Source organism: Photobacterium iliopiscarium (genome assembly GCF_003026395.1).
Lineage (GTDB): Bacteria > Pseudomonadota > Gammaproteobacteria > Enterobacterales > Vibrionaceae > Photobacterium > Photobacterium iliopiscarium.
In genome coordinates this window covers 1-22,379 of sequence record NZ_PYOO01000015.1, presented here as the reverse complement: position 1 = coordinate 22,379, position 22,379 = coordinate 1, and the positions used below count along the sequence as shown (strand labels likewise).

Below are 22,379 nucleotides of genomic sequence, written 5' to 3'. Positions count from 1 at the left end.
TCGCAAGGGTGATGGGCATAGTCTTATTAGTTATAAAAAATAGTATAACAATGACGCAGTAATCAGCTTTATTTAATGGCTTTGACTGTGTGGTATTTATCAAGGAGTTTATCAATGTCTACCATGATGTCAGTATTTCTTTCTCATCACGTTGCGGATAGTCACTGGGGTGCAAATGCGCTAGTGAGTTTTAATGCCGAAGGAACCATCATTCATGTCACTGCGAGCGATATGTTAGGTGATATTCAACGTGCAGGCCGTCGTTTAGATTCACAAGGCATTAAGCAGGTTACCCTGACTGGATCTGAGTGGGATCTCGCTGCGATTTGGGCATTCTTACAAGGTTACCGTAATCCTAAAGTTGATAATAATGTGACTTGGGAAGCGTTGAATGACGCCGATGAGGCTGAGCTACAAGCACGCATTAAAACCATTCATTGGGTGTGTGATATTATCAATCAACCTGCTGATGTGGTTGCGCCTTCACAACTTGCAGCCCGCGCTGCTGAGTTTATTAAGTCATTAGCACCTGAATATGTGACGTATAAAATCACTAAAGGTAATGATCTATTGGATGAAGGCTGGAATGGCATTCATGCTGTCGGTCGTGGTTCAGATCACCGTCCAGCGATGCTACGTTTAGATTACAATCCTACTGGCGATGCTGATGCGCCTGTTTTTGCTTGTATTGTTGGTAAAGGTATTACTTTTGATTCCGGCGGCTATAGCATTAAGCCTTCTGCGGGAATGGCAACAATGAAAGCCGATATGGGTGGCGCAGCATTAGCTACGGGTGGTTTAGCATTGGCAATGGCGCGTGGACTTAATAAGCGGATTAAATTAGTTCTATGCTGTGCTGAAAATATGATTTCAGGCCGTGCATTAAAATTAGGCGATATCATTAAATATAAAAATGGTAAAACCGTTGAAGTGTTAAATACTGATGCTGAAGGACGATTAGTGCTAGCTGATGGTCTGATGTATGCCAATAGCCAACATCCTGAGTTGATCATTGATTGTGCGACATTAACAGGCTCTGCAAAAATGGCGTTAGGTAATGACTACCATGCATTATTGAGTTTCGATCCTATCTTATCTCGTCAGGCATTAGCAGCGGCAGAACACGAAGGTGAAGGTATGTGGCCACTGCCTTTAGCTGAGATTCATCGTAAAATGTTACCCTCAAATTTTGCTGATTTAGCCAATATCTCTAATGGTGATTTTATGCCAGGAGCAAGTACTGCGGCGGCATTCTTGTCATATTTTGTTGATGATTATCAGCAAGGCTGGATGCATATTGATGCCAGTGGTACTTACCGTAAGAGCGGTAATGATCAGTGGGCGGCAGGCGCAACAGGTATGGGTGTTAAAACCTTAGCCCGTATTCTCGCTCAATAATATAGAGCAATAATAGTAAGCCTTCTTAATGATTTTATTTTTAGTTAAAATCGTTTAAGAGGGCTTTTTTTATATTTAAAATTACGTCAATTGAAAAATATAGACTATAAATAAAACAAGAGGTTATCAATAATGTTGACAGTAAAATTATCAAACCTACCCGCGAATGCGCCTTGGGGCGTTAATGCATTGATTAGTTATCAAGCCGACAATGTCACTGTGCATTACGATGATGCCTTTAGTTTTCGTCGTATTCAACAAGGCGGTCGACAACTTCAAGCGCAAGGTGTTGAAGCGGTGAGTTTAAGTGGCGATGGTTGGAATTATGAACGTCAATGGGCATTTTATTGTGGTTTTGCCGCCACAATGGAAACCGTCACCATTAAATGGGCGTCAATTGATGAAGACGAGCTTGAACTGTTAAATGCGCGTCGACATAGCCATGATTGGGCGCGAAAAATCATCAATACCGGTTCTGATACTATATATCCGCAGCAGTTAGCAAAAGCTGCGGTGCGTTTTTTGACTGAAATTGGCGGAGATCATATTAGTGCAGAGATGATTAGCGGTGATGAATTGCTTGCTGATGGTTGGATTGGTATTCACAGTGTCGGTCGTGGTAGTCAGCATTCACCGGTATTGCTGAGCGTTGATTATAATCCTAGTGCGGATCCTGATGCGCCAGTCAGTGCTTGCTTAGTGGGTAAAGGGATCACTTTTGATTCCGGCGGCTATAGCTTAAAACCCAGTGCGGGCATGGTTAGTATGAAGTGCGATATGGGGGGCGCTGCAACCGTTACTGCTGCATTAGGGTACGCCATTGCACAAGGTTTAACACAGCGAGTCAAATTAATTCTTTGTTGCGCTGAAAATATGGTGTCAGGCGATGCTTATAAATTAGGCGATGTGCTAACGTATCGCAATGGCGTATCAGTCGAAATTGTCAATACTGATGCCGAAGGGCGGTTGGTACTTGCTGATGGTTTATTAATGGCATCAGCAACTAAAGCGCCGTTAATTATTGATGCAGCGACGTTAACGGGTGCCGCTATGATGGCGGTTGGTGGTGACTACAATGCCATTTTTGGGTTTGATAAAGCATTGTTAGCGCGCGCACAACAGTTATCAGAATTAGTGAATGAACCTGCATGGCCATTACCGCTTGAAAAATGGCATCAAGGTTACTGTCCGTCTGCGTTTGCAGATACCGCCAACAGTCGTGTTCAAAAAGGGGGTGGTATGGGCGGTGCATCTAATGCTGCTGGTTTTTTATCGCGCTTTGTTGATACAGATAATTGCAGTTGGATTCATTTTGATTTGGCTGCATGTTATCGTGATAGTGCCGATCCACGTTGGGCCGTCGGTGCAACGGGCTTAGGTATTGCAAATATTGCGGCATTATTACTGTAAGTCATACAGTTTATAAGTAGATACTAAGTAAATGGACGGCAACTAGACTCAAAAGGAAATTATAATAATGACAATAGAAAAAACGTTTTCAATCGTAAAGCCGGATGCTGTTAAACGAAATTTAATTGGCGCTATTTATCAACGTTTCGAAAATGCAGGCTTAAAAATTGTTGCAGCTAAAATGTTGCAGTTAACTAAAACTCAAGCTCAAGGGTTTTATGCTGAACATGAAGGCAAACCTTTCTATGATGAATTGGTTGATTTTATGACTTCAGGTCCTGTGATGGTACAAGTGCTTGAAGGGGATAATGCGATTGTTCGTTATCGAGAATTGATGGGTAAAACGAATCCACAAGAAGCGGCATGTGGCACTATTCGTGCTGATTTTGCACTTAGTTTACGTTACAACTCCGTTCATGGCTCTGATAGCCCGATATCGGCAGAGCGTGAGATCAGCTACTTTTTTGCCGCTGATGAGTTATGCCCGCGTAGTGAGTAATGATTAATAGTTGAAAAAATAAGCAATACCAAATACTAAGGGGAGGCTAAAGCTTCCCTTTATTATTTTAAGTCTCATGATTGTTATCATCGCTAAAATAACCATACATTGAACGGGTGGAAACCCGCGCCTAAAGGCTGTACAATTTCGCGCCTTAAACCCTGATAACTACGATGAGGCTGCCATTTGCAGATCTCCGAGTTATAAAGGCGCAGCAATAGTCATTTTTAGTGAGGCACCAACCGATGACAACTGTCAAAATTAATCTGCTAGATTTCGATCGCAAAGGTCTGCGTAAATACTTTGCCGAAGAGCTAAATGAAAAGCCATTTCGAGCAGATCAGATAATGAAATGGATTTATCATTTCGGTTGTGATGACTTTGATCAAATGAACAATATCAACAAAAAGTTGCGTGAAAAATTGCAGCGTGTTGCTGAAATTCGTGCACCTGAAGTCTCTAATGCACAATACTCAAATGATGGCACCATCAAATGGGCGATGCGTGTTGGCGATCAAGACGTAGAAACGGTTTATATCCCTGATGAAGATCGTGCAACCTTGTGTGTTTCTTCTCAAGTAGGCTGTGCATTAGAATGTAAATTCTGTTCAACAGGCCAACAAGGTTTTAACCGTAACCTGCGTGTTTCTGAAATTATTGGTCAAGTGTGGCGTGCAGCGAAAGAAATTGGTCTTCAAAAAGAAACCGGCCGTCGTCCTATTACTAATATCGTAATGATGGGTATGGGTGAGCCATTATTGAATATGAAGAACCTGATTCCAGCATTAGAAATTATGCTAGATGATTTAGGTTTTGGTTTATCTAAGCGTCGCGTTACGGTATCAACATCTGGTGTTGTATCAGGTTTAGAGCAAATGATCGGTACTATCGATGTGGCTCTTGCTATTTCACTGCATGCACCAACAGATGAACTACGTTCGCAAATTATGCCGATCAATGATCGTTGGAATATTGAAACTTTCCTTGATGCTGTGCGTCGTTATGTTGATTCAACTAACGCTAATCGTGGTCGTGTAACGATTGAATATGTGTTACTTGATCATGTTAATGATGATATGGAACATGCGCGTCAGCTAGGTCGTTTATTAAAAGATACTCCAGCTAAAATCAACTTGATTCCATTTAATCCATATCCTGGCTCACCGTATAAAAAACCTAGTAATTCACGTATAGATCGCTTTATGAAAACTCTAATGGAGTATGATTATACGGTAACTGTACGTAAAACACGTGGTGATGATATTGATGCTGCATGTGGCCAATTAGTCGGTGATGTTATTGATCGTACTAAACGCACTCAGGCTAAGTTACCAATGGGTGAGTCTATTGCCGTTAAAACCCTTTAATTAGATTAGCAGTTATAACCACTTCGCGGTTTAACACGGATGTTAAGGTGAGTAAAATGATAGGATGGATAAAGTATCCATTATTTTCTTGTTTATTGTTGGCCGGGTGTGCCACTGTGACGGTAGAAGATAACGCTGAACAATTTAATGCCATTGAGGCTGCTGAAGCTCGAATGACATTAGGGTTAAATTATTTACAAGTAGGCCAATGGCAACGTGCGCGGGAAAATTTGGAGCAAGCATTAGCTTATGCGCCAGATTATTACCGCGTCCAAAATGCGATGGCCTATTATTATCAAAAGGTTGGTGAACAAGAATCGGCAGAAAAGATGTATAAAAGAGCGTTAAGAGACGCACCTAAAAATGGTGATGTTCTTAATAATTATGGGGCCTTTTTATGTAGCGAAGGGCGTTATGATGAAGCTATTAGTACGTTTGTTAAAGCGATTAATCAACCTTACTATTATCTTATTTCAGCAAGTTATGAAAACGCAGGTTTATGTAGCCGTAAACAAGGCGATGATGTACAAGCGATAGATTATTTTGAAAAAGCACTTTCACATGATCCATATCGTCCAAAATCAATGTTACAACTGGCGCAGCTAGAATTAGAGGCTAATAATTATAAAGATGCTCGCGTACGGTTGTTTAAATTTAATAAGCGATATGGATATACAGCAAACAGTTTGCTGTTACTGATTCAGTTAGAAAACCAAAATGGACGGTTAACTTTGGTCAATAAATACGCTAACTTATTAAAAGAACAATTCCCTAATTCTAAGCAATATCAGAATTATCTAGCCAATGAATACTGAACATAACGATTCACCACAACCAGATAATGTTGCACGACCTGGCGATATGCTTCGTCAAGCTCGTGAGCAACTTGGGTACTCGCAATTAGATATCGCCAATCGACTACGATTACGTTTGTCGGTGATTAATGATATTGAGAGTAACTGTTTTGATAGTGAAAAAATATCCACGTTTACTCGAGGGTATGTGAGATCGTATGCAAAGTATGTTGGGCTCGATGACGTTGCTGTTGTCGCTTTATTAGATGACTACGGTCATTCGAAACCTAAAGCTCAAGAAATGCAAAGTTTCTCACGTCGTACTAACCGTGAAGCACATGATAGCCGTATAATGGGGTTAACATGGATTCTAGCGGTGATTTTTGTTGGTGTGACCGCTGTATGGTGGTGGCAAAATAGCCATTTAGAGCAAGATATAACGCCAGTCGTTGATGTTGCTAAGGTTGAAGGAATAACCCCTTCAACTGACACTATTGCATCGGCGGCAACGGTAGTATCACCAACGGTTGTTGATACAGCCACTACAACGGTAACGGATGGTACGCCATCAACGGCTTCTGCTGCTATTACAGCGCCAGTTAATCCTGATGCTTTACCAGCGCCAGCCGTGATAACCGATGTTGCTACAACAACGGTTAAGCCTGTTGCTGCAACTACAGCAACAGTCGCTGAAACAACGGTATCCGAGGCAGTAACGCCAGCGATAACAACCGATGTTGAAGCTGCGCCTGCATTACAGTTAACTTTTGTGGCTGATTGTTGGATTGATATTCGTGACGCTAATGGTAAGCGTCTCGAAAGTGGTATTAAGACCTCAGGTCAAACACTTGATATTAATGGCAAGGCACCATTTCGAGTTCGACTTGGCGCACCAAGTGCCGTTAAAATAGAACTTAAAGGGCAACCTTTCGATCTTAGTCGTTATCCAGCGGGTCGACCTATAACGTTAACGTTGCCGCAGTAATAGAGAATGATAATACATGCATAACGAATCACCCATTATACGTCGCCAATCAAGCCGAATTTATGTCGGTAATGTCCCTATTGGCGATGGCGCTCCAATTGCCGTTCAATCAATGACTAACACATTAACGACTGATGTTGATGCAACGGTCGCTCAAATTCGTGCATTGGAAAAAGTAGGGGCCGATATTGTTCGTGTTTCCGTACCGACAATGGATGCTGCTGAAGCGTTTAAGTTGATCAAACAACAAGTCAATGTACCATTGGTTGCTGATATCCATTTTGATTATCGCATTGCACTAAAAGTAGCTGAATACGGCGTTGACTGTTTGCGTATTAACCCCGGCAATATTGGTCGTGAAGATCGTATTCGTTCGGTCGTTGAATGTGCACGTGATAATAATATCCCTATTCGTATTGGCGTTAATGGCGGCTCGTTAGAAAAAGAAATTCAACAAAAATATGGTGAACCCACTCCTGCTGCATTGGTTGAATCAGCGTTGCGCCATGTTGAAATTTTAGATCGACTTAACTTTGACCAATTTAAAGTGAGCGTGAAAGCTTCTGATGTGTTTTTAGCGGTTGAATCTTATCGTCAGTTAGCGAAGCAAATTATACAGCCATTGCATTTAGGTATTACTGAAGCGGGCGGTGCACGTGCTGGTTCTGTTAAATCTGCGGTAGGTTTAGGTATGCTACTTGCCGAAGGCATTGGTGATACCTTACGTATTTCATTAGCCGCAGATCCTATTGAAGAGATTAAAGTCGGTTTTGATATTTTAAAATCATTACGTATTCGTTCACGCGGCATTAATTTTATTGCGTGTCCAACCTGTTCTCGTCAAGAATTTGATGTTATCGCAACCGTTAATGCATTAGAGCAACGTCTAGAAGATATTGTTACTCCGATGGATGTTTCTATCATTGGCTGTGTGGTTAATGGTCCTGGTGAAGCAGAAGCATCACACCTAGGTATTGCTGGCGGTAATCGTAAGAGTGCTTTCTATGAAGATGGTATTCGTCAAAAAGAGCGTTTTGATAACGATAACGTCATTGATCAACTTGAGGCGAAAATCCGTGCAAAAGCCTCAATGTTAGACCTAAAAAACCGTATTGATATTACTCAATAAGATAAAATAGCAAAAACCATGCTGTTATTGTGACAGTGTGGTTCACTATTTCTGCAATAAATTATATATTCGATTTAAATCCCCATCGAAAACTGAGAATAATCGTGGCGAAACAAATTCAAGCAATTCGAGGCATGAACGATTGCCTTCCAACACAAACTCCACTTTGGCAAAAAGTCGAAGGTACTGTTAAACAAGTGATCAGTGCATATGGTTACAATGAAATACGTATGCCAATTGTTGAGTCGACACATTTGTTTAAACGTGCGATCGGTGAAGTCACTGATGTCGTTGAAAAAGAAATGTACACTTTTGAAGATCGTAATGGTGATAGCTTAACATTACGTCCAGAAGGGACTGCAAGTTGTGTCCGTGCTGGCATTGAAAATGGTCTACTTTATAACCAAGAACAACGCCTATGGTACATGGGTCCAATGTTCCGTCATGAGCGTCCACAAAAAGGCCGTTACCGCCAATTCCACCAAGTAGGTGTAGAAGTGTTCGGTATTGATGGTCCTGATGTTGATGCTGAACTTATAATGATGACGGCGCGTTTATGGCGTGAGCTTGGTATTAATGATCATGTTCGTCTAGAGTTAAACTCTATTGGTTCACTGCAAGCGCGTGCAGAATATCGTGTTGCATTGATTGCGTTCCTTGAGCAGCATATGGACGTATTAGACGAAGATGCTAAGCGTCGCATGTACACTAATCCATTACGTGTTTTAGATACTAAAAATCCTGCAATTCAAGAAATTCTTGTTGATGCGCCAATGCTTTCTGCGTACTTAGATCCAGAATCACAGCAACATTTTACTGGTTTATGTGAACTATTAGACGCTGCTGGCATCAAATATCAAGTAAATGAACGTCTTGTACGTGGTTTAGATTATTATAACCGTACTGTATTTGAGTGGATCACTGATAGCTTAGGTGCACAAGGTACAGTATGTGGTGGTGGTCGTTATGACGGCCTAGTTGAACAACTAGGTGGTAAAGCAACCTCATCAGTGGGTTTTGCAATGGGACTTGAACGTCTGGTATTGCTAATGGAAGCATTAGAGCAAGACGATGTACGTCGTTCTGTTGATGTTTACATGGTAACAGCAGGTGAAGGAACATTAGCAGCTGGTATGATGCTGGCAGAAAAATTACGTAATCAACTACCTCAGTTACGCATTATGTCTAACTTTGGTGGTGGTAATTTTAAAAAGCAATTTAAACGTGCTGATAACGTAGGTGCAGCAATTGCATTGGTTCTTGGTGAAAATGAAATGGCAGAAAACACCGTTGTGGTTAAAGATCTACATGGCGGTGAACAAACAACCATGGCACAGGATGAGGTTGCCGCAAAGCTGGCAGCATTGATTTAAGAGAGGACAGGAAGTGAACGACTACGCCACAGAAGAACAACAGGTTGAAGCGATAAAATCGTGGTGGCAAGATAACGGCAAAGCCGTTGTTCTAGGCGCCGTAATTGGTTTAGGGGGTCTATTAGGTTGGCGTTATTACCAGTCTGAAGTCCATACTGCTAAGCATTTAGCATCAGACTCCTATACTCAAGTAGTTACAGCTCTCGACAATAATAGTAAAACTGCTGTCACTGAAGCGCAAACGTTCATTGAAGCGAACAAAGACAGTCAATATGCTGTTCTTGCTGCATTACAATTAGCGAAAGTTCAAGTTGAAAATAATCATCTTGATGGTGCGATTGAGCAACTAAATTGGGTGATCAATAACACTAAAGATAATGCTATTTTGCCATTAGCCGTAACGCGTTTAGCACGTATTTACGCAGAACAGCAAAAATTTGATGAAGCTTTAGTTGAGTTGAAAAAAGTAACGATCCCTAGCTGGAATGAAAATATTGCTGAATTACGTGGTGATATTTTGCTGCAAAAAGGCGATATTCAAGCAGCACGTGACGCATACATAGAAGCTCAGCAAGATGGTTCATCACCAGCATTGCAGATGAAGCTTAATGACTTAGCTCAATAAGGCGAACATAATGCATAAGGTGTTAAAACGAGCTTTAGCCGTAGCAATTGCGGTGAGTGTGTTATCTGGTTGTGCGAGTGAAGTTGACTCTATTCATATGGCGCCATTGCCTAAAGTAGACAATACTTTTACGCCAAAAACAGATTGGAGTCGTAGCGTTGGTGATGGTGTTTCTGGTTACTATTCAAAACTAACGCCAGTTGTTGGACAGAATAAAGTGTTTGTCGCCGATCGTAATGGTTTGGTTGAAGCTTTAGATCCTAGCAACGGTAAAGTGTTATGGAAAAATGATTTAGAAAAAGAGACCAGCGTTAAAATTTCTGGAGGCTTAGTTTTAGCGGAAGGAAAAATCTTTATCGGTACAGAAAATGCTGATGTTATTGCATTAGATGCTGAAACGGGTAAAGAAGTTTGGCGTGCTAAAGTTGCTGGCGAAGTCTTGTCAAAGCCATTAGTTGATAGTGGTATTGTGGTTGTTAATACCAGCAGTGGTATGCTAGAGGCGCTTAACGCTGATACCGGTAAGAGTAAATGGCAAATTAGCAATGAGATACCAACGTTAACATTACGTGGTACCAGTTCTCCGGTTGCAATTTCGGGTGGTGTTTTCTGGGGACTATCAAATGGTCGTTTAGAAGGTGCAATCTTAAATGATGGCCGTGTACTTTGGCAGCAAACCATTTCAACACCTAAAGGTTCAACTGAAATTGATCGTTTAGTGGATGTGGATGCCGCCCCTGTGATTTCTGGCGATCGTTTATATGCTATCGGCTATAATGGTTCATTAGTATCAATTGATCTTCGCAGTGGTCAAATTGCGTGGAAACGTAATTATTCATCAGCAACAAATTTTGTGGTTGATGGCAATGAGTTGTTCTTAGTAACAGCAAAAGATCATATCGTCGCAGTTGATGCCCGTAGTGGTACTGAGCTATGGCAAAATAAAGATCTTCAATACCGTCAACTGAGTGCGCCAGCTGTTATTGATGGCTATTTAGTGATGGGTGATGCTGAAGGGTATCTACATTGGTTGGATACTCAATCAGGTGAATTTGTTTCACAAGAATCGATTGATGGTAGCGGTATTGCTGTTCCGCCTGTAGCACTTGACGATAACGGCTTTATTGTTGTTACTCGTGATGGCGAAATCAACAAAATGCAAATATCGAAATAAGTCGGTATACTGTCACTAGATTAATTTGTCGGCTCCAGCTGTCTTATGCAGTTGGAGCCGTTGTTGTTATATCCGTTGTGTATATTATTGTCGGATGAAGATAAGTAAATATGCTTATTTGAGACAAAAATAAACGGTGAAATGTCAATTAAGACTATGAAAAATAAGAGGTAGTTATGATTCCTGTTGTTGCCCTTGTCGGGCGCCCTAACGTGGGTAAATCGACGTTGTTCAATCGTCTTACCCGCACGAGGGATGCACTTGTTGCAGACTTTCCTGGTTTAACTAGGGATCGTAAATACGGTAGAGCTGAGTTAGAAGAGCACGAATTTATTGTTATTGATACCGGTGGTATTGATGGCACTGAGGAAGGTGTTGAAACTAAAATGGCTGAGCAGTCATTAGCGGCAATCGAAGAAGCGGATGTTGTACTGTTTCTTGTTGATGGTCGTGCTGGATTAACATCTTCTGATGAAGCAATTGCAAAACACCTTCGTAGCCGTGAAAAACCAACATTTTTAGTGGTTAACAAAGTAGATGGTATCGACCCTGATACGGCGTGTGCTGAATTTTGGCGTTTAGGCGTTGATGCGATGTTCCAAATTGCAGCAACCCAAAACCGTGGCGTAACCGCGCTAATGGAACGTGCATTAGCACCATTCTCTGATAAGTTAAATGCAGAGTTAGCGGCTGCAAATGGCGAAGAAGATGGTGAGTTGAGTATTGAAGACTTAACCTCAGTTGCAGACATCGAGAAAGCAAACCTTTCTGAAGAAGATGCTGAAGCTGCGTATAAACGTCTACAAGAACAACCTATTAAGATGGCTATCATTGGTCGTCCTAACGTAGGTAAATCAACGTTGACTAACCGTATTTTAGGTGAAGAACGCGTTGTTGTTTACGACATGCCGGGAACCACTCGTGACTCTATTTACATTCCAATGGAACGTGATGGTCAAGAGTATGTATTGATTGATACCGCAGGTGTTCGTCGCCGTAAGAACATGAGTATGGCGGTTGAGAAGTTTTCTGTTATTCAAACATTGAAAGCTATCGAAGATGCTAACGTTGTGTTGTTAGTGATTGATGCCCGCGAAAATATTTCAGATCAAGACTTAAGTTTACTTGGTTTTGTACTGAACTCTGGTCGCTCATTAGTGATTGCTGTTAATAAGTGGGATGGTTTAGATAACGACGTTAAAGAGCGTGTTAAATCTGAACTTGATCGTCGTCTTGGTTTTGTTGACTTTGCGCGTATTCACTTTATTTCTGCACTACACGGTACCGGTGTTGGCCATTTATATGAATCAGTTATTGAAGCATATAAGTCAGCAACTAAACGTATCAGTACATCTTTGCTAACCCGTATTATGCAAATGGCACAAGATGATCACCAGCCACCAATGATTCGTGGCCGTCGTGTGAAACTAAAATATGCCCATGCTGGTGGTTATAACCCACCAATTATTGTAATTCACGGTAACCAAGTAAATGATCTTCCTAGTTCTTACAAACGTTACCTGATGAACTACTACCGTAAGTCATTAGAAATGATGGGTACACCTATTCGAATTCAATTCCAGAATAGTGAGAACCCATTTGAAACAACAAAGCAAAAGTTGACTGTTTCTCAAGAACGTCAGCGTAAGCGCTTAACCAGTGCTCTACACGATCGTCGTAAGTAATTTAGCGATAGAGTGTATTGTCTCTTGATGTAAAAGCCCAGCCATTGTGTTGGGCTTTTTTATAAGGAAAATAGCATGGTTGCTGTTGCACCAACAATTGTTATGCCAACGATTATTACGCCAACAAAAGTACTTTTTACTCAAAATGTCTGGCAAGTAAACAGTGCCGTTGTTTGTGCTGTTGCTGCTAAAAATGGCGGCACGTGGATCGTTGTTGAGCAAACCCCCTTTCATCCTGTAAGCCATATTTGGCCAGATCATCCCGCTGATCGTGGTGAATTAATTTATCAATCCCTGCATTATACTGTGACAGATTGTGTTGTAGGTGCGATAGAAATAGCCACGCAGCAATTATATATCGCGAGTGATATTCCGGTTAAACGTGATACTGATGGTTGGGTGTTTGTTGTGGTTCATCATCTAGCATTACCGTTTGCTCTTTGTGTTGCTGAAGAGGTAACACTGGTGGTTGATAAAGCGTATCAACAGGGGTTAAGCCGTGGTCACAGTGGTGGTCATTTATCATCATTAGCATTAAATAAAGTGCTACATAGTGATTTTTGGCGGAAAGATTCAAGTCGACGTGATGAGCTTGGCTATTACGATTTCCATAGTTACGCGCAAGAAAAGAGCATTGCGAGTGAAAATTGTAATACTGATCATTATCGATTAGGTAAAACTTTGCGTAAGCGTGGACTTAATAGTGCTGAAATGATCGCGGATATTGAACAAATAACCGTTAAAATTAACCAACAATTGGCATTATGGATAGCTTTAGCGACACCAATAGTGATGCGTCGTGAAGGTGATGCATTAACAGATTCTCGTTATTGGCAATGTGATCTTGGTGATGAGGGAATCATTGAAATTCCCTGTGGTGGAACGCATGCGACCTCATTAGCAGAATATCTTGCGTTAACGGTAAAGTTTGAAGTTATCTCTGATCAACAATTAGTGATGATAACGACGGCCGTTGTGGCATAAAGAACAATGTGTTCATGATATTTAAATCGTCTACGGGCGATTTTTTTATAGGTGTAATATCTTATTTTTTAGATTGTTAAGGGAAAGATTGTTATCTGGCGTTCTACACTATAATGAGAAGTATTATGATATAACTGATTAAAAAGGTATTTTAAAATTAGTATATTCACCTATTTTCCCGTCTGATCTCATTTTATTAAATATTGGATCGTTACGAATTAATCCAGATTAACTAGTTTATTATGCTGTTTAAAATCCATATGCAGAATATGTAACTTATGCTTTCGGGATGTGTATTGATAAATATTCTTTTGAGAGCTGATCGCTGATCAAGTTTAATAAACACAATGATCACCCATAAGGGTGGTGATCATATTAGGGATCATGGTGCTATTATGACAAAGACTAATCGAGAAAATAGCGAAGTATTAGTTATGGATTGTGCTAAATATTTAAAAAGTGATATTTAATTTTAGTAGCATCTAACGCAATAATTTTGCATGCTAGAACAAATTCATTTAGGAGTTAAAAAGAGTGATTAAAAATACTTGTCCACAATGTGAGAGTGAATTAAGTTGGAAAGATCAGAAATATTTTTGTGATTATTGCCAACAAGCAGTGACTAAAACAGCATTTTGTCCTGATTGTTCTGAACAATTAGAGAAGTTACAAGCATGTGGGTCTGCGAGTTATTTTTGCAATTATTGTAATGAGTTAAAATCAAAATCACGTGTAAAAATCGTATTTAACAAAGTCACAGATTAGGCTTTGATGCCGTAACGCCGCAATAAAATAATATTGCGGCGTGGAAATATCATTAACTTCGAGTTATTAGCCGTTGTTTACAGTGGCATAGATTTTACCATCAGTAACGGTTGTGATCAGTTGATCGCCCGCTTTAACCTGATCGCAATGGCGAATGAGATTGCCTTTATCATCACGCGTAATCGAATAACCACGATTAAGTGTTGCTAATGGGCTTACGGTATCTAATTTTTCGGCAGCTAGCGATAATTTATGCTGAGCATTTAACAGGTTACGATCCATTGCATCCAATAAACGTCGCTTAGTATTAATAAGTGTGGTTGTGTTGTGTTGCAGACGTTGCTGTGGTGAATGAAGTGACAATTTATATTGGTTTTGAGTAATACGTTGTTGCTGTATTTGAATCTTTTTCAGCATAATCTGCTGTAGGCGACGAGTTATATCATCTAAGTGTTGTTGCTGTTGATTTAAACGTAGCTGTGGATGTTGGCGGTCTAAACGATGATTAAGCTGATTAATATACTGTTTTTTTTCGGCTAAATAAAATTGAATAGCATGGTGTAATTGTTGCTGTTTATGTTTAATTTTATCCGTTTGACTGCTGTTATCCCGACTGACCAATTCAGCCGCAGCGGATGGTGTTGGCGCGCGCATATCTGCAACAAAATCAGCAATAGTGACATCGACTTCATGACCAACAGCACTGACGATTGGAATCTGACTTGCTGCAATGGTTCGTGCAACAATTTCTTCGTTAAATGCCCATAAATCTTCTAATGAACCGCCCCCTCGACCAACAATTAAAATATCACATTCTTGGCGTGAATTTGCCCGTCCAATCGCTTGAGCTATTGATATGGCGGCACCATCACCTTGCACCATTGTAGGATAAATAACCACGGCTAAACTTGGGTCGCGACGTTTTAATACGTGCAGAATATCGTGCAAAGCGGCACCGGTCTTAGAGGTAATAATACCGACACGTTGGGGTTGTTGTGGTAATGGTTTTTTCAATGATTGAGCAAATAAACCTTCAGCAGCAAGGCTCATTTTGAGTTGTTCAAATTGTTGCTGTAAACGCCCATCACCTTCAGGTTGCATGCTTTCAATGATCAACTGATAGTCACCGCGAGGCTCATAAATAGATAAGCGCGCTTTAACTAAAACTTGATTGCCATTGCCGGGCTTAAAGGTGACATGGCGGTTAGAACCTTTAAACATCGCACATTTTACTTGAGCGCGAGAATCTTTAAGGGTGAAGTACCAATGACCAGAAACCGGCATCGAAAAATTTGATAATTCACCGACGAGCCATACTATCCCCATTTCATTTTCAAGGATTAGACGGACTTGTGCATTGAGACTGGAAACGGTGTAGATACGATCGTTGGATTGGCTTTGAGAAGCGAATAGAGTCACGAAGGAAGTACCTGCTAACGAATGAATGGCGGCAGGCGGTCAAAAAACTATCAAATAGAACGAAAAACGCCCACGCAGATCAATGGACAGATCTTGGCCGTATTTCGTCGACCGCATCACCGGATAGTTAACCGAAATATACTACTCAGCAAATGTTTTTTGTCAATTAAAAAAAATAAAATAATTCTAGCCAAACGATTGCTTCATACGTATAATCCGTTCGCAATATTTTAATCTTCTTTGTAAACCTTTAAATTGGTGTGAGATATTGCATGTTACGAATTAAAAAAGAAGCGTTGACGTTTGATGATGTATTACTAGTTCCTGCTCATTCTACAGTCCTACCTAACACTGCCGATCTGCGCACTCGTCTCACGAAAGAGATTGCTCTTAACATTCCTATGCTATCAGCATCTATGGACACAGTGACTGAAGGTCGCCTAGCCATTGCACTTGCTCAAGAGGGCGGCATTGGTTTTATCCACAAGAATATGTCTATCGAACAACAAGCGGCTGAAGTTCGCATGGTTAAAAAGTTCGAAGCAGGCGTTGTTGCAGAACCTGTTACAGTTAAACCAAATAACACTATCGCAGATGTTAAACGTCTGACCTTAGAAAATGGTTTTGCAGGTTATCCTGTGGTTGCAGATAACAATGAATTAGTTGGTATTATTACTGGCCGTGATGTTCGTTTTGTTACTGACCTTTCAATTAAAGTTGAAGAAGTAATGACTTCTAAAGAGAAGTTAGCTTCAGCAAAAGAAGGTGCATCTCGCGAAGAAGTTGAAGCGATTATGCAACAGTACCGTGTTGAAAAAGTACTGTTAGTTGACGATAATTTCCGTCTAAAAGGCATGATCACTGCGAAAGACTTCCAAAAAGCAGAACGTAAACCAAACGCGTGTAAAGATGAGCGTGGCAGTTTACGTGTTGGTGCTGCTGTTGGTGCTGGCGCGGGTAATGAAGAACGCGTTGCGGCATTGGTTGAAGCGGGTGTTGACGTATTACTTATCGATTCATCTCACGGACATTCAGAAGGCGTTTTACAACGTATTCGTGAAACACGTGCCGCTTTTCCTAATCTTCCTATTGTTGGCGGTAACGTTGCAACCGCAGACGGTGCTCGCTCATTAATTGAAGCTGGCGTAAGTGCTGTTAAAGTGGGTATCGGCCCTGGTTCAATCTGTACTACACGTATTGTTACTGGTGTGGGTGTTCCACAAATTACTGCGATTTCAGAAGCTGCATCAGTGGCTGATCAATACGGTATTCCGGTTATTGCTGATGGCGGTATTCGTTATTCTGGCGATTTATGTAAAGCGATTGCTGCGGGTGCATCATGTGTAATGGTTGGCTCAATGTTCGCAGGTACTGAAGAAGCACCGGGTGAAGTTGAACTGTATCAAGGCCGTTCTTATAAATCATACCGTGGTATGGGCTCACTTGGCGCAATGTCAAAAGGCTCTTCAGACCGTTATTTCCAATCAGATAACGCAGCAGATAAGCTTGTACCTGAAGGTATTGAAGGCCGTGTTGCTTACAAAGGTTTGATGAAAGAAATCGTTCACCAGCAAATGGGTGGTTTACGTTCAAGCATGGGTCTAACAGGCTCTGCAACAATTGAAGACTTACGCACTAAAGCTGAATTTGTACGGATTTCAGGCGCAGGCATGAAAGAGTCACACGTACATGATGTGATGATCACAAAAGAAGCGCCTAACTACCGTACAGCTTAATTATCAAGCAGTCAGTATTCGTTGAACGAAAACGATTGCCTAAGTTGCGAAGTTAGATAAAATCGGGGCTAGATATAGCCCCCAATACATTCAATTTTTGAGATAGTTCTATAATGACCACTACCGCAAATATTCATGACCAACGTATTCTTATTTTGGATTTTGGTTCGCAATACACTCAGTTAATTGCCCGTCGTATCCGTGAAATCGGCGTTTATTGTGAACTTTGGAGCTGGGATGTTGATGAAGCTGATATCCGTGATTTCAATCCAAACGGTATTATTCTTTCTGGTGGTCCTGAAAGCGTAACTGAAGCGGGTTCTCCTCGCGCACCACAGTATGTATTTGAAGCGGGTGTTCCTGTGTTTGGTGTATGTTACGGCATGCAGACTATGGCAGAACAACTGGGTGGTAAAGTTGCAGGTTCTGATGAGCGTGAATTTGGTTATGCGCAAGTTAAGATTGTTGAGCAGACTGCTTTCTTAAACGATATTCAAGATGCGGTTGCTGCTGATGGTACGCCATTACTTGATGTATGGATGAGCCACGGCGATAAAGTTGTCGAAATTCCAGCGGATTTCATTAAAGTTGCTGAAACAGATACCTGTCCATTTGCTGCGATGGCAAATGAAGAAAAACGCTTCTACGGGGTGCAATTCCACCCAGAAGTAACGCATACGCGTCAAGGTATGAAGTTAATTGAAAACTTCGTGATGAATGTGTGTGGCTGTGAAAAGCTATGGACTTCAGCCAATATTATTGAAGATGCAATTGTACGTATCAAAGAGCAAGTCGGTGACGATGAAGTTATCCTTGGTCTGTCTGGTGGTGTTGATTCATCAGTGGTTGCAATGCTTATTCACCGCGCGATTGGCGATAAGCTAACATGTGTATTTGTTGATAACGGTTTACTTCGTCTTAACGAAGGCCAACAAGTTATGGACATGTTTGGTGATGACTTTGGTCTGAAAATCATCCATGTTAAAGCTGAAGATCGTTTCTTAGATGCACTTGCAGGTATTGATGAGCCTGAAGCTAAACGTAAGATCATCGGTCATGTGTTCGTTGATATCTTTGATGAAGAATCAAAGAAATTAAAAAATGCTAAGTGGCTAGCACAGGGTACGATTTATCCTGATGTGATCGAATCAGCAGCATCTAAAACAGGTAAAGCGCACGTGATTAAATCACACCATAACGTTGGCGGTTTGCCAGATGATATGGAAATGGGCTTAGTTGAGCCATTGCGTGAATTATTTAAAGATGAAGTACGTAAGATCGGTCTAGAACTTGGTTTGCCTTATAACATGTTATACCGCCACCCATTCCCTGGGCCTGGTTTAGGTGTCCGTGTATTAGGCGAAGTAAAGAAAGAATACTGTGACTTACTACGTCGCGCAGATGCAATCTTCATTGAAGAGCTACATAACGCTGATCTTTACAATAAAGTATCACAAGCATTTACTGTGTTCTTACCTGTACGTTCAGTGGGCGTGATGGGCGATGGCCGTAAGTATGATTGGGTTGTATCGCTACGTGCGGTAGAAACTATCGACTTTATGACCGCGCATTGGGCACATTTACCTTATGATTTCTTAGGTAAAGTATCGAACCGTATCATCAATGAAGTCAATGGTATTTCACGTGTTGTTTACGATATTTCTGGTAAGCCACCCGCAACGATTGAGTGGGAATAATTACAGGTTTATTAGTACTAATTGAATAATAAAAAGCACCTACGGGTGCTTTTTTTATGGCTGCTATTTAATGCTATTAAAGTAAGATTTATCTTTCTATTTGTTAGTTGTTACTCATTTGTTTGAATTATGTTTTTTGTAAGTGTCGTATTAATGATTGGTTACAATATGTAGTGGTTAGTAGGTGTTATTAGTAGGTTTATAACACTGTTTGTTGTGGTAATTTCATTACGATCGTTCAGCGAATATTCATATTTGATTTGGACAAAAAATGAGATCGACTATATGTAAGTAGATCCGCATAGCAAACATAACCAGCATAAGGACATGGAATTACCATGAACGAAAAAACACTGAAGCAAGCACCACCTCCATCTACGAGTGCGATGGACAAGTTTTTAAATGGTATTGAGCGTGCAGGTAATAAAATACCTGATCCCGCATTACTGTTCTTTTGGGGGTTAGTAACTGTTTGGATTCTTTCGGCTGTGTTATCACAGTTTGATTTTGGTCTTGTGCACCCAGTGACGAAAGATGTGGTACACGTTAATAACTTGCTGACTGGCGATGCGATGGCAAGTTTCTTGGCGAACATGGTGAAAAACTTCACTGGGTTTGCGCCATTAGGTATTGTATTAGTTGCTATGTTAGGTGTTGGTGTTGCTGAAGCGTCAGGCTTTATTAATACTGGCCTAAAAAAGATGCTAAATGTTACGCCAGCTAAGCTACTTACGCCGATGCTTATTTTAGTGGCAATTGTATCGCACACTGCTGCTGATGCAGGTTATGTGTTGGTTATTCCTCTTGGTGGTATCATTTTCCACGCTGCTGGTCGTCATCCTCTTGCGGGTATTGCAGCGGCGTTTGCTGGTGTTTCTGGTGGTTTTTCTGCTAACTTTATTCCTTCTGGTATCGACCCATTATTAGCGGGCTTTACCCAAGAAGCTGCACGCATCATGGATCCAACTTACATTGTTAACCCGTTAGCAAACCTAATGTTCACTGGTCTATCATCGTTCATTATTGTGGGTATTGGCTGGTACATCACCGATAAAGTAATTGAGCCTCGTTTACAAAAAACAGCGATTGATGAAGATGCAGAAGAAGCACCTGATATGGGTTCTTTTACTCCATTAGAAAGTAAAGCATTCTCATACGCTGGTTGGACAATGGTTGTGGGTATCATGCTATTAGTTGCTGCTCTATGGCCTGAAACATCGCCATTACGTTCGCCAACGGGTGAAGTTGCTGCCTTTAATGCACCAGTAATGCAATCTATTGTACCGTTGATTTTTATTCTGTTTGTTATTCCCGGTATTATCTACGGTAAAGTTGCAGGTACATTTAAGCAAAGCGGTGATGTGATTAAAGCGATGTCGACTACCATGGCGGGTATGGCTGGCTTTATGGTAATGGTGTTCTTTATTGCTCAGTTCTTGGTGGCGTTTACGCAATCAAACTTAGGTACGCTATTAGCACTTTCTGGTGCGCAATTATTGCAACAAATGAACTTACCGGGTCAAGTCACCATCGTTGGTATGATTTTACTAACAGCCAGTGTTAACTTATTGGTGGGCTCAGCGTCTGCTAAGTGGGCATTGATTGGTCCTATCATGGTACCAATGTTAATGGCTGTAGGTATTTCACCTGAATTAACTCAAGCGGCTTACCGTGTTGGTGACTCTGTCTCTAACATTATTTCACCAATGATGGTGTTCTTCCCATTAGTGGTGGTTTACATGCAACGTTATGTTAAGAGTTCAGGTATTGGTACCTTAGCGTCAATGATGATGCCGTACTCAATTGCAATGTTAATTGGTTGGACTATCTTCCTATTAGTATTCTGGACCCTAGGCATTCCTCTAGGTGTTCAAGCGCCTTACACTTACAGTATGTAAATAATTAGAGCTGAATAACGATAGTGAGTATTAATAAATAATTATCGTTAACGAAAAAAAGCCTCGAACAGGTAAACTGTTTGAGGCTTTTTGTGTCTTATTAAACCCTGTCTGCAAAAAAGGAGTTTAATAAATTAGCGGTTATTTATTAAAGTTATCAACGTGGAAACGTAAATGATCTTCAATAAATGATGCCATAAAGTAGTAGCTATGGTCATAACCATCTTGCATACGCACTTCTAGTGGGTAGCTATTTGCTTCCGCTGCTGCAACAAGGGTTTCAGTACGAAGCTGACCATCATTATAGAAGTTATCGTGCGTGCCTTGATCAACCAACATTGGTAATTTAACTTCAGCAATACGCATCAATTCACTTGAATCATATTGCTTCCAGTTTTTAGTATTACTACCAAGATAACCAGTAAGCGCTTTTTGGCCCCAAGCACTATTCATTGGATTCGATATAGGACTAAATGCTGACGCTGAGCTATAACGTTCAGGATTACGTAAAGCAATCATTAATGCACCGTGTCCACCCATTGAGTGACCACTGATTGCACGCTGAGCTGTCACTGGGAAGTGTGCTTCAATCAATGTTGGTAATTCATTCACAATGTAATCATACATATGGTAATGACGGTTCCAGGGAGCTTCTGTTGCATTAACATAGAAACCAGCACCAAGACCAAAGTCATAAGCGCCTTGTGGATCGTCAGCAACACCTTCGCCACGAGGGCTAGTATCTGGAGCAACAATAGCGACACCTAACTCAGCAGCCATACGTTGTACACCTGCTTTTTGCATAAAGTTTTCATCAGTACATGTTAGGCCTGATAACCAGTAAATAACGGGTACTTTTTGTCCTGCTGCACATTGTGGTGGCAGGTAAATAGCAAAACGCATATCACAATTTAGGACTTCTGAACGGTGCGTATATTGCTTATGCCAGCCGCCAGCGCTTTTGTTACAACTAATATTTTCTAAAGGCATTGGATTTAGTCTCTCGTTAAAGCTGCGCAGAGTGTAGGCGCTCTGCGCATTTTTTTATGACGTTATTATAATAAAGCTTATTTTAGGAAAGCTTACTTATCGAAGTGAATAACCGTACGGATACTCTTACCTTCGTGTAATAGGTCAAAAGACTTGTTGATGTCTTCTAGGCCCATGTTAAATGAGATGAAATCATCAAGCTTGAATTCACCCGCCATGTAACGGTCAACGATACCTGGAAGCTCTGAACGGCCTTTAACACCACCGAATGCAGAACCACGCCATACACGACCAGTCACTAGTTGGAATGGACGGGTAGAGATTTCTTGACCTGCACCAGCAACACCGATGATCACTGACTCGCCCCAACCTTTGTGACAACACTCAAGTGCTGAACGCATAACATTAACGTTACCGATACACTCAAATGAGTAGTCAACGCCGCCGTCAG

19 protein-coding genes are annotated in these 22,379 nt (G+C 41.0%); 16 read left to right on the top strand and 3 right to left on the bottom strand.

Going from position 1 to position 22,379, the window contains the following annotated elements; all coding sequences use genetic code 11:
* The first annotated feature begins 114 nt into the window (after positions 1-114).
* The 13 genes from pepB (C9J51_RS16600) to C9J51_RS16540 all read left to right on the top strand — a co-directional run bounded on the left by pepB (C9J51_RS16600) (position 115) and on the right by C9J51_RS16540 (position 14,188).
* A complete protein-coding gene (gene pepB, locus C9J51_RS16600) occupies positions 115-1,398 on the top strand; it encodes an aminopeptidase PepB (RefSeq protein ID WP_045040620.1) in 1,284 nt (427 codons plus the stop codon).
* A 132-nt stretch (positions 1,399-1,530) separates the two neighbouring features.
* A complete protein-coding gene (pepB, locus tag C9J51_RS16595) occupies positions 1,531-2,808 on the top strand; it encodes an aminopeptidase PepB (RefSeq protein ID WP_045040619.1) in 1,278 nt (425 codons plus the stop codon).
* 67 nt (positions 2,809-2,875) lie between these two features.
* Positions 2,876-3,307 carry a nucleoside-diphosphate kinase gene (ndk, locus tag C9J51_RS16590; RefSeq protein WP_107250717.1) on the top strand — a complete coding sequence of 144 codons (432 nt, stop codon included), beginning with the start codon at positions 2,876-2,878 and terminating at the stop codon, positions 3,305-3,307.
* Between the two features lie 245 nt (positions 3,308-3,552).
* Positions 3,553-4,674, top strand: a complete 1,122-nt coding sequence (locus C9J51_RS16585; protein ID WP_045037123.1) for a bifunctional tRNA (adenosine(37)-C2)-methyltransferase TrmG/ribosomal RNA large subunit methyltransferase RlmN — start codon at positions 3,553-3,555, stop codon at positions 4,672-4,674.
* Positions 4,675-4,730: 56 nt separating this feature from the next.
* Positions 4,731-5,489 carry a type IV pilus biogenesis/stability protein PilW gene (gene pilW / locus C9J51_RS16580; protein ID WP_045037122.1) on the top strand — a complete coding sequence of 253 codons (759 nt, stop codon included), beginning with the start codon at positions 4,731-4,733 and terminating at the stop codon, positions 5,487-5,489.
* On the top strand, positions 5,479-6,453 hold the full coding sequence (rodZ, locus tag C9J51_RS16575; protein WP_045040617.1) for a cytoskeleton protein RodZ: 975 nt from the start codon (positions 5,479-5,481) through the stop codon (positions 6,451-6,453). Before pilW ends, rodZ begins: the two co-directional genes overlap by 11 nt.
* A 16-nt stretch (positions 6,454-6,469) precedes the next feature.
* On the top strand, positions 6,470-7,582 hold the full coding sequence (ispG, locus tag C9J51_RS16570) for a flavodoxin-dependent (E)-4-hydroxy-3-methylbut-2-enyl-diphosphate synthase (protein ID WP_045037120.1): 1,113 nt from the start codon (positions 6,470-6,472) through the stop codon (positions 7,580-7,582).
* 104 nt (positions 7,583-7,686) lie between these two features.
* On the top strand, positions 7,687-8,955 hold the full coding sequence (gene hisS / locus C9J51_RS16565) for a histidine--tRNA ligase (RefSeq protein WP_045037119.1): 1,269 nt from the start codon (positions 7,687-7,689) through the stop codon (positions 8,953-8,955).
* Positions 8,956-8,968: 13 nt separating this feature from the next.
* Positions 8,969-9,580: a YfgM family protein gene (locus C9J51_RS16560; protein ID WP_045037118.1), complete on the top strand. Its 612-nt coding sequence runs from the start codon at positions 8,969-8,971 to the stop codon at positions 9,578-9,580.
* A 10-nt stretch (positions 9,581-9,590) separates the two neighbouring features.
* Positions 9,591-10,754, top strand: a complete 1,164-nt coding sequence (gene bamB, locus C9J51_RS16555; protein WP_045040616.1) for an outer membrane protein assembly factor BamB — start codon at positions 9,591-9,593, stop codon at positions 10,752-10,754.
* A gap of 176 nt (positions 10,755-10,930) precedes the next feature.
* Positions 10,931-12,439, top strand: a complete 1,509-nt coding sequence (der, locus tag C9J51_RS16550) for a ribosome biogenesis GTPase Der (RefSeq protein WP_045037116.1) — start codon at positions 10,931-10,933, stop codon at positions 12,437-12,439.
* 75 nt (positions 12,440-12,514) lie between these two features.
* On the top strand, positions 12,515-13,423 hold the full coding sequence (locus tag C9J51_RS16545) for an alanyl-tRNA editing protein (RefSeq protein ID WP_045040615.1): 909 nt from the start codon (positions 12,515-12,517) through the stop codon (positions 13,421-13,423).
* A 534-nt stretch (positions 13,424-13,957) separates the two neighbouring features.
* On the top strand, positions 13,958-14,188 hold the full coding sequence (locus C9J51_RS16540; protein ID WP_045037114.1) for a zinc ribbon domain-containing protein: 231 nt from the start codon (positions 13,958-13,960) through the stop codon (positions 14,186-14,188).
* A 66-nt stretch (positions 14,189-14,254) separates the two neighbouring features.
* Here C9J51_RS16540 and xseA read toward each other — a convergent pair whose 3' ends face one another.
* A complete protein-coding gene (gene xseA / locus C9J51_RS16535; protein ID WP_045040614.1) occupies positions 14,255-15,607 on the bottom strand; it encodes an exodeoxyribonuclease VII large subunit in 1,353 nt (450 codons plus the stop codon).
* A gap of 272 nt (positions 15,608-15,879) precedes the next feature.
* Between xseA and guaB the strand changes: the two genes are divergently transcribed.
* The 3 genes from guaB to C9J51_RS16520 all read left to right on the top strand — a co-directional run bounded on the left by guaB (position 15,880) and on the right by C9J51_RS16520 (position 20,938).
* Complete coding sequence (gene guaB, locus C9J51_RS16530; RefSeq protein ID WP_045037112.1) at positions 15,880-17,343, top strand: IMP dehydrogenase; 1,464 nt, start codon at positions 15,880-15,882, stop codon at positions 17,341-17,343.
* Positions 17,344-17,456: 113 nt separating this feature from the next.
* The gene (gene guaA / locus C9J51_RS16525) at positions 17,457-19,040 is read left to right on the top strand and encodes a glutamine-hydrolyzing GMP synthase (RefSeq protein ID WP_045037111.1); all 1,584 of its coding nucleotides are present in this window, start codon (positions 17,457-17,459) and stop codon (positions 19,038-19,040) included.
* 338 nt (positions 19,041-19,378) lie between these two features.
* On the top strand, positions 19,379-20,938 hold the full coding sequence (locus tag C9J51_RS16520) for an AbgT family transporter (RefSeq protein ID WP_045038988.1): 1,560 nt from the start codon (positions 19,379-19,381) through the stop codon (positions 20,936-20,938).
* Positions 20,939-21,079: 141 nt separating this feature from the next.
* Here C9J51_RS16520 and fghA read toward each other — a convergent pair whose 3' ends face one another.
* Both fghA and C9J51_RS16510 read right to left on the bottom strand, forming a co-directional pair.
* Positions 21,080-21,928 carry an S-formylglutathione hydrolase gene (gene fghA / locus C9J51_RS16515; RefSeq protein ID WP_045040613.1) on the bottom strand — a complete coding sequence of 283 codons (849 nt, stop codon included), beginning with the start codon at positions 21,926-21,928 and terminating at the stop codon, positions 21,080-21,082.
* Positions 21,929-22,020: 92 nt separating this feature from the next.
* Positions 22,021-22,379, bottom strand: a 359-nt coding sequence (locus C9J51_RS16510; protein ID WP_146144940.1) for a zinc-binding dehydrogenase, incomplete at its 5' end; no start/stop codon positions are given.

Coding starts and splice junctions, on each gene's coding strand:
- pepB (WP_045040620.1), top strand. CDS start 115: ATGTCTACCATGATGTCAGTATTTCTTTCTCATCACGTTGCGGATAGT.
- pepB (WP_045040619.1), top strand. CDS start 1,531: ATGTTGACAGTAAAATTATCAAACCTACCCGCGAATGCGCCTTGGGGC.
- ndk (WP_107250717.1), top strand. CDS start 2,876: ATGACAATAGAAAAAACGTTTTCAATCGTAAAGCCGGATGCTGTTAAA.
- C9J51_RS16585 (WP_045037123.1), top strand. CDS start 3,553: ATGACAACTGTCAAAATTAATCTGCTAGATTTCGATCGCAAAGGTCTG.
- pilW (WP_045037122.1), top strand. CDS start 4,731: ATGATAGGATGGATAAAGTATCCATTATTTTCTTGTTTATTGTTGGCC.
- rodZ (WP_045040617.1), top strand. CDS start 5,479: ATGAATACTGAACATAACGATTCACCACAACCAGATAATGTTGCACGA.
- ispG (WP_045037120.1), top strand. CDS start 6,470: ATGCATAACGAATCACCCATTATACGTCGCCAATCAAGCCGAATTTAT.
- bamB (WP_045040616.1), top strand. CDS start 9,591: ATGCATAAGGTGTTAAAACGAGCTTTAGCCGTAGCAATTGCGGTGAGT.
- der (WP_045037116.1), top strand. CDS start 10,931: ATGATTCCTGTTGTTGCCCTTGTCGGGCGCCCTAACGTGGGTAAATCG.
- C9J51_RS16545 (WP_045040615.1), top strand. CDS start 12,515: ATGGTTGCTGTTGCACCAACAATTGTTATGCCAACGATTATTACGCCA.
- guaB (WP_045037112.1), top strand. CDS start 15,880: ATGTTACGAATTAAAAAAGAAGCGTTGACGTTTGATGATGTATTACTA.
- guaA (WP_045037111.1), top strand. CDS start 17,457: ATGACCACTACCGCAAATATTCATGACCAACGTATTCTTATTTTGGAT.
- C9J51_RS16520 (WP_045038988.1), top strand. CDS start 19,379: ATGAACGAAAAAACACTGAAGCAAGCACCACCTCCATCTACGAGTGCG.
- fghA (WP_045040613.1), bottom strand. CDS start 21,928: ATGCCTTTAGAAAATATTAGTTGTAACAAAAGCGCTGGCGGCTGGCAT.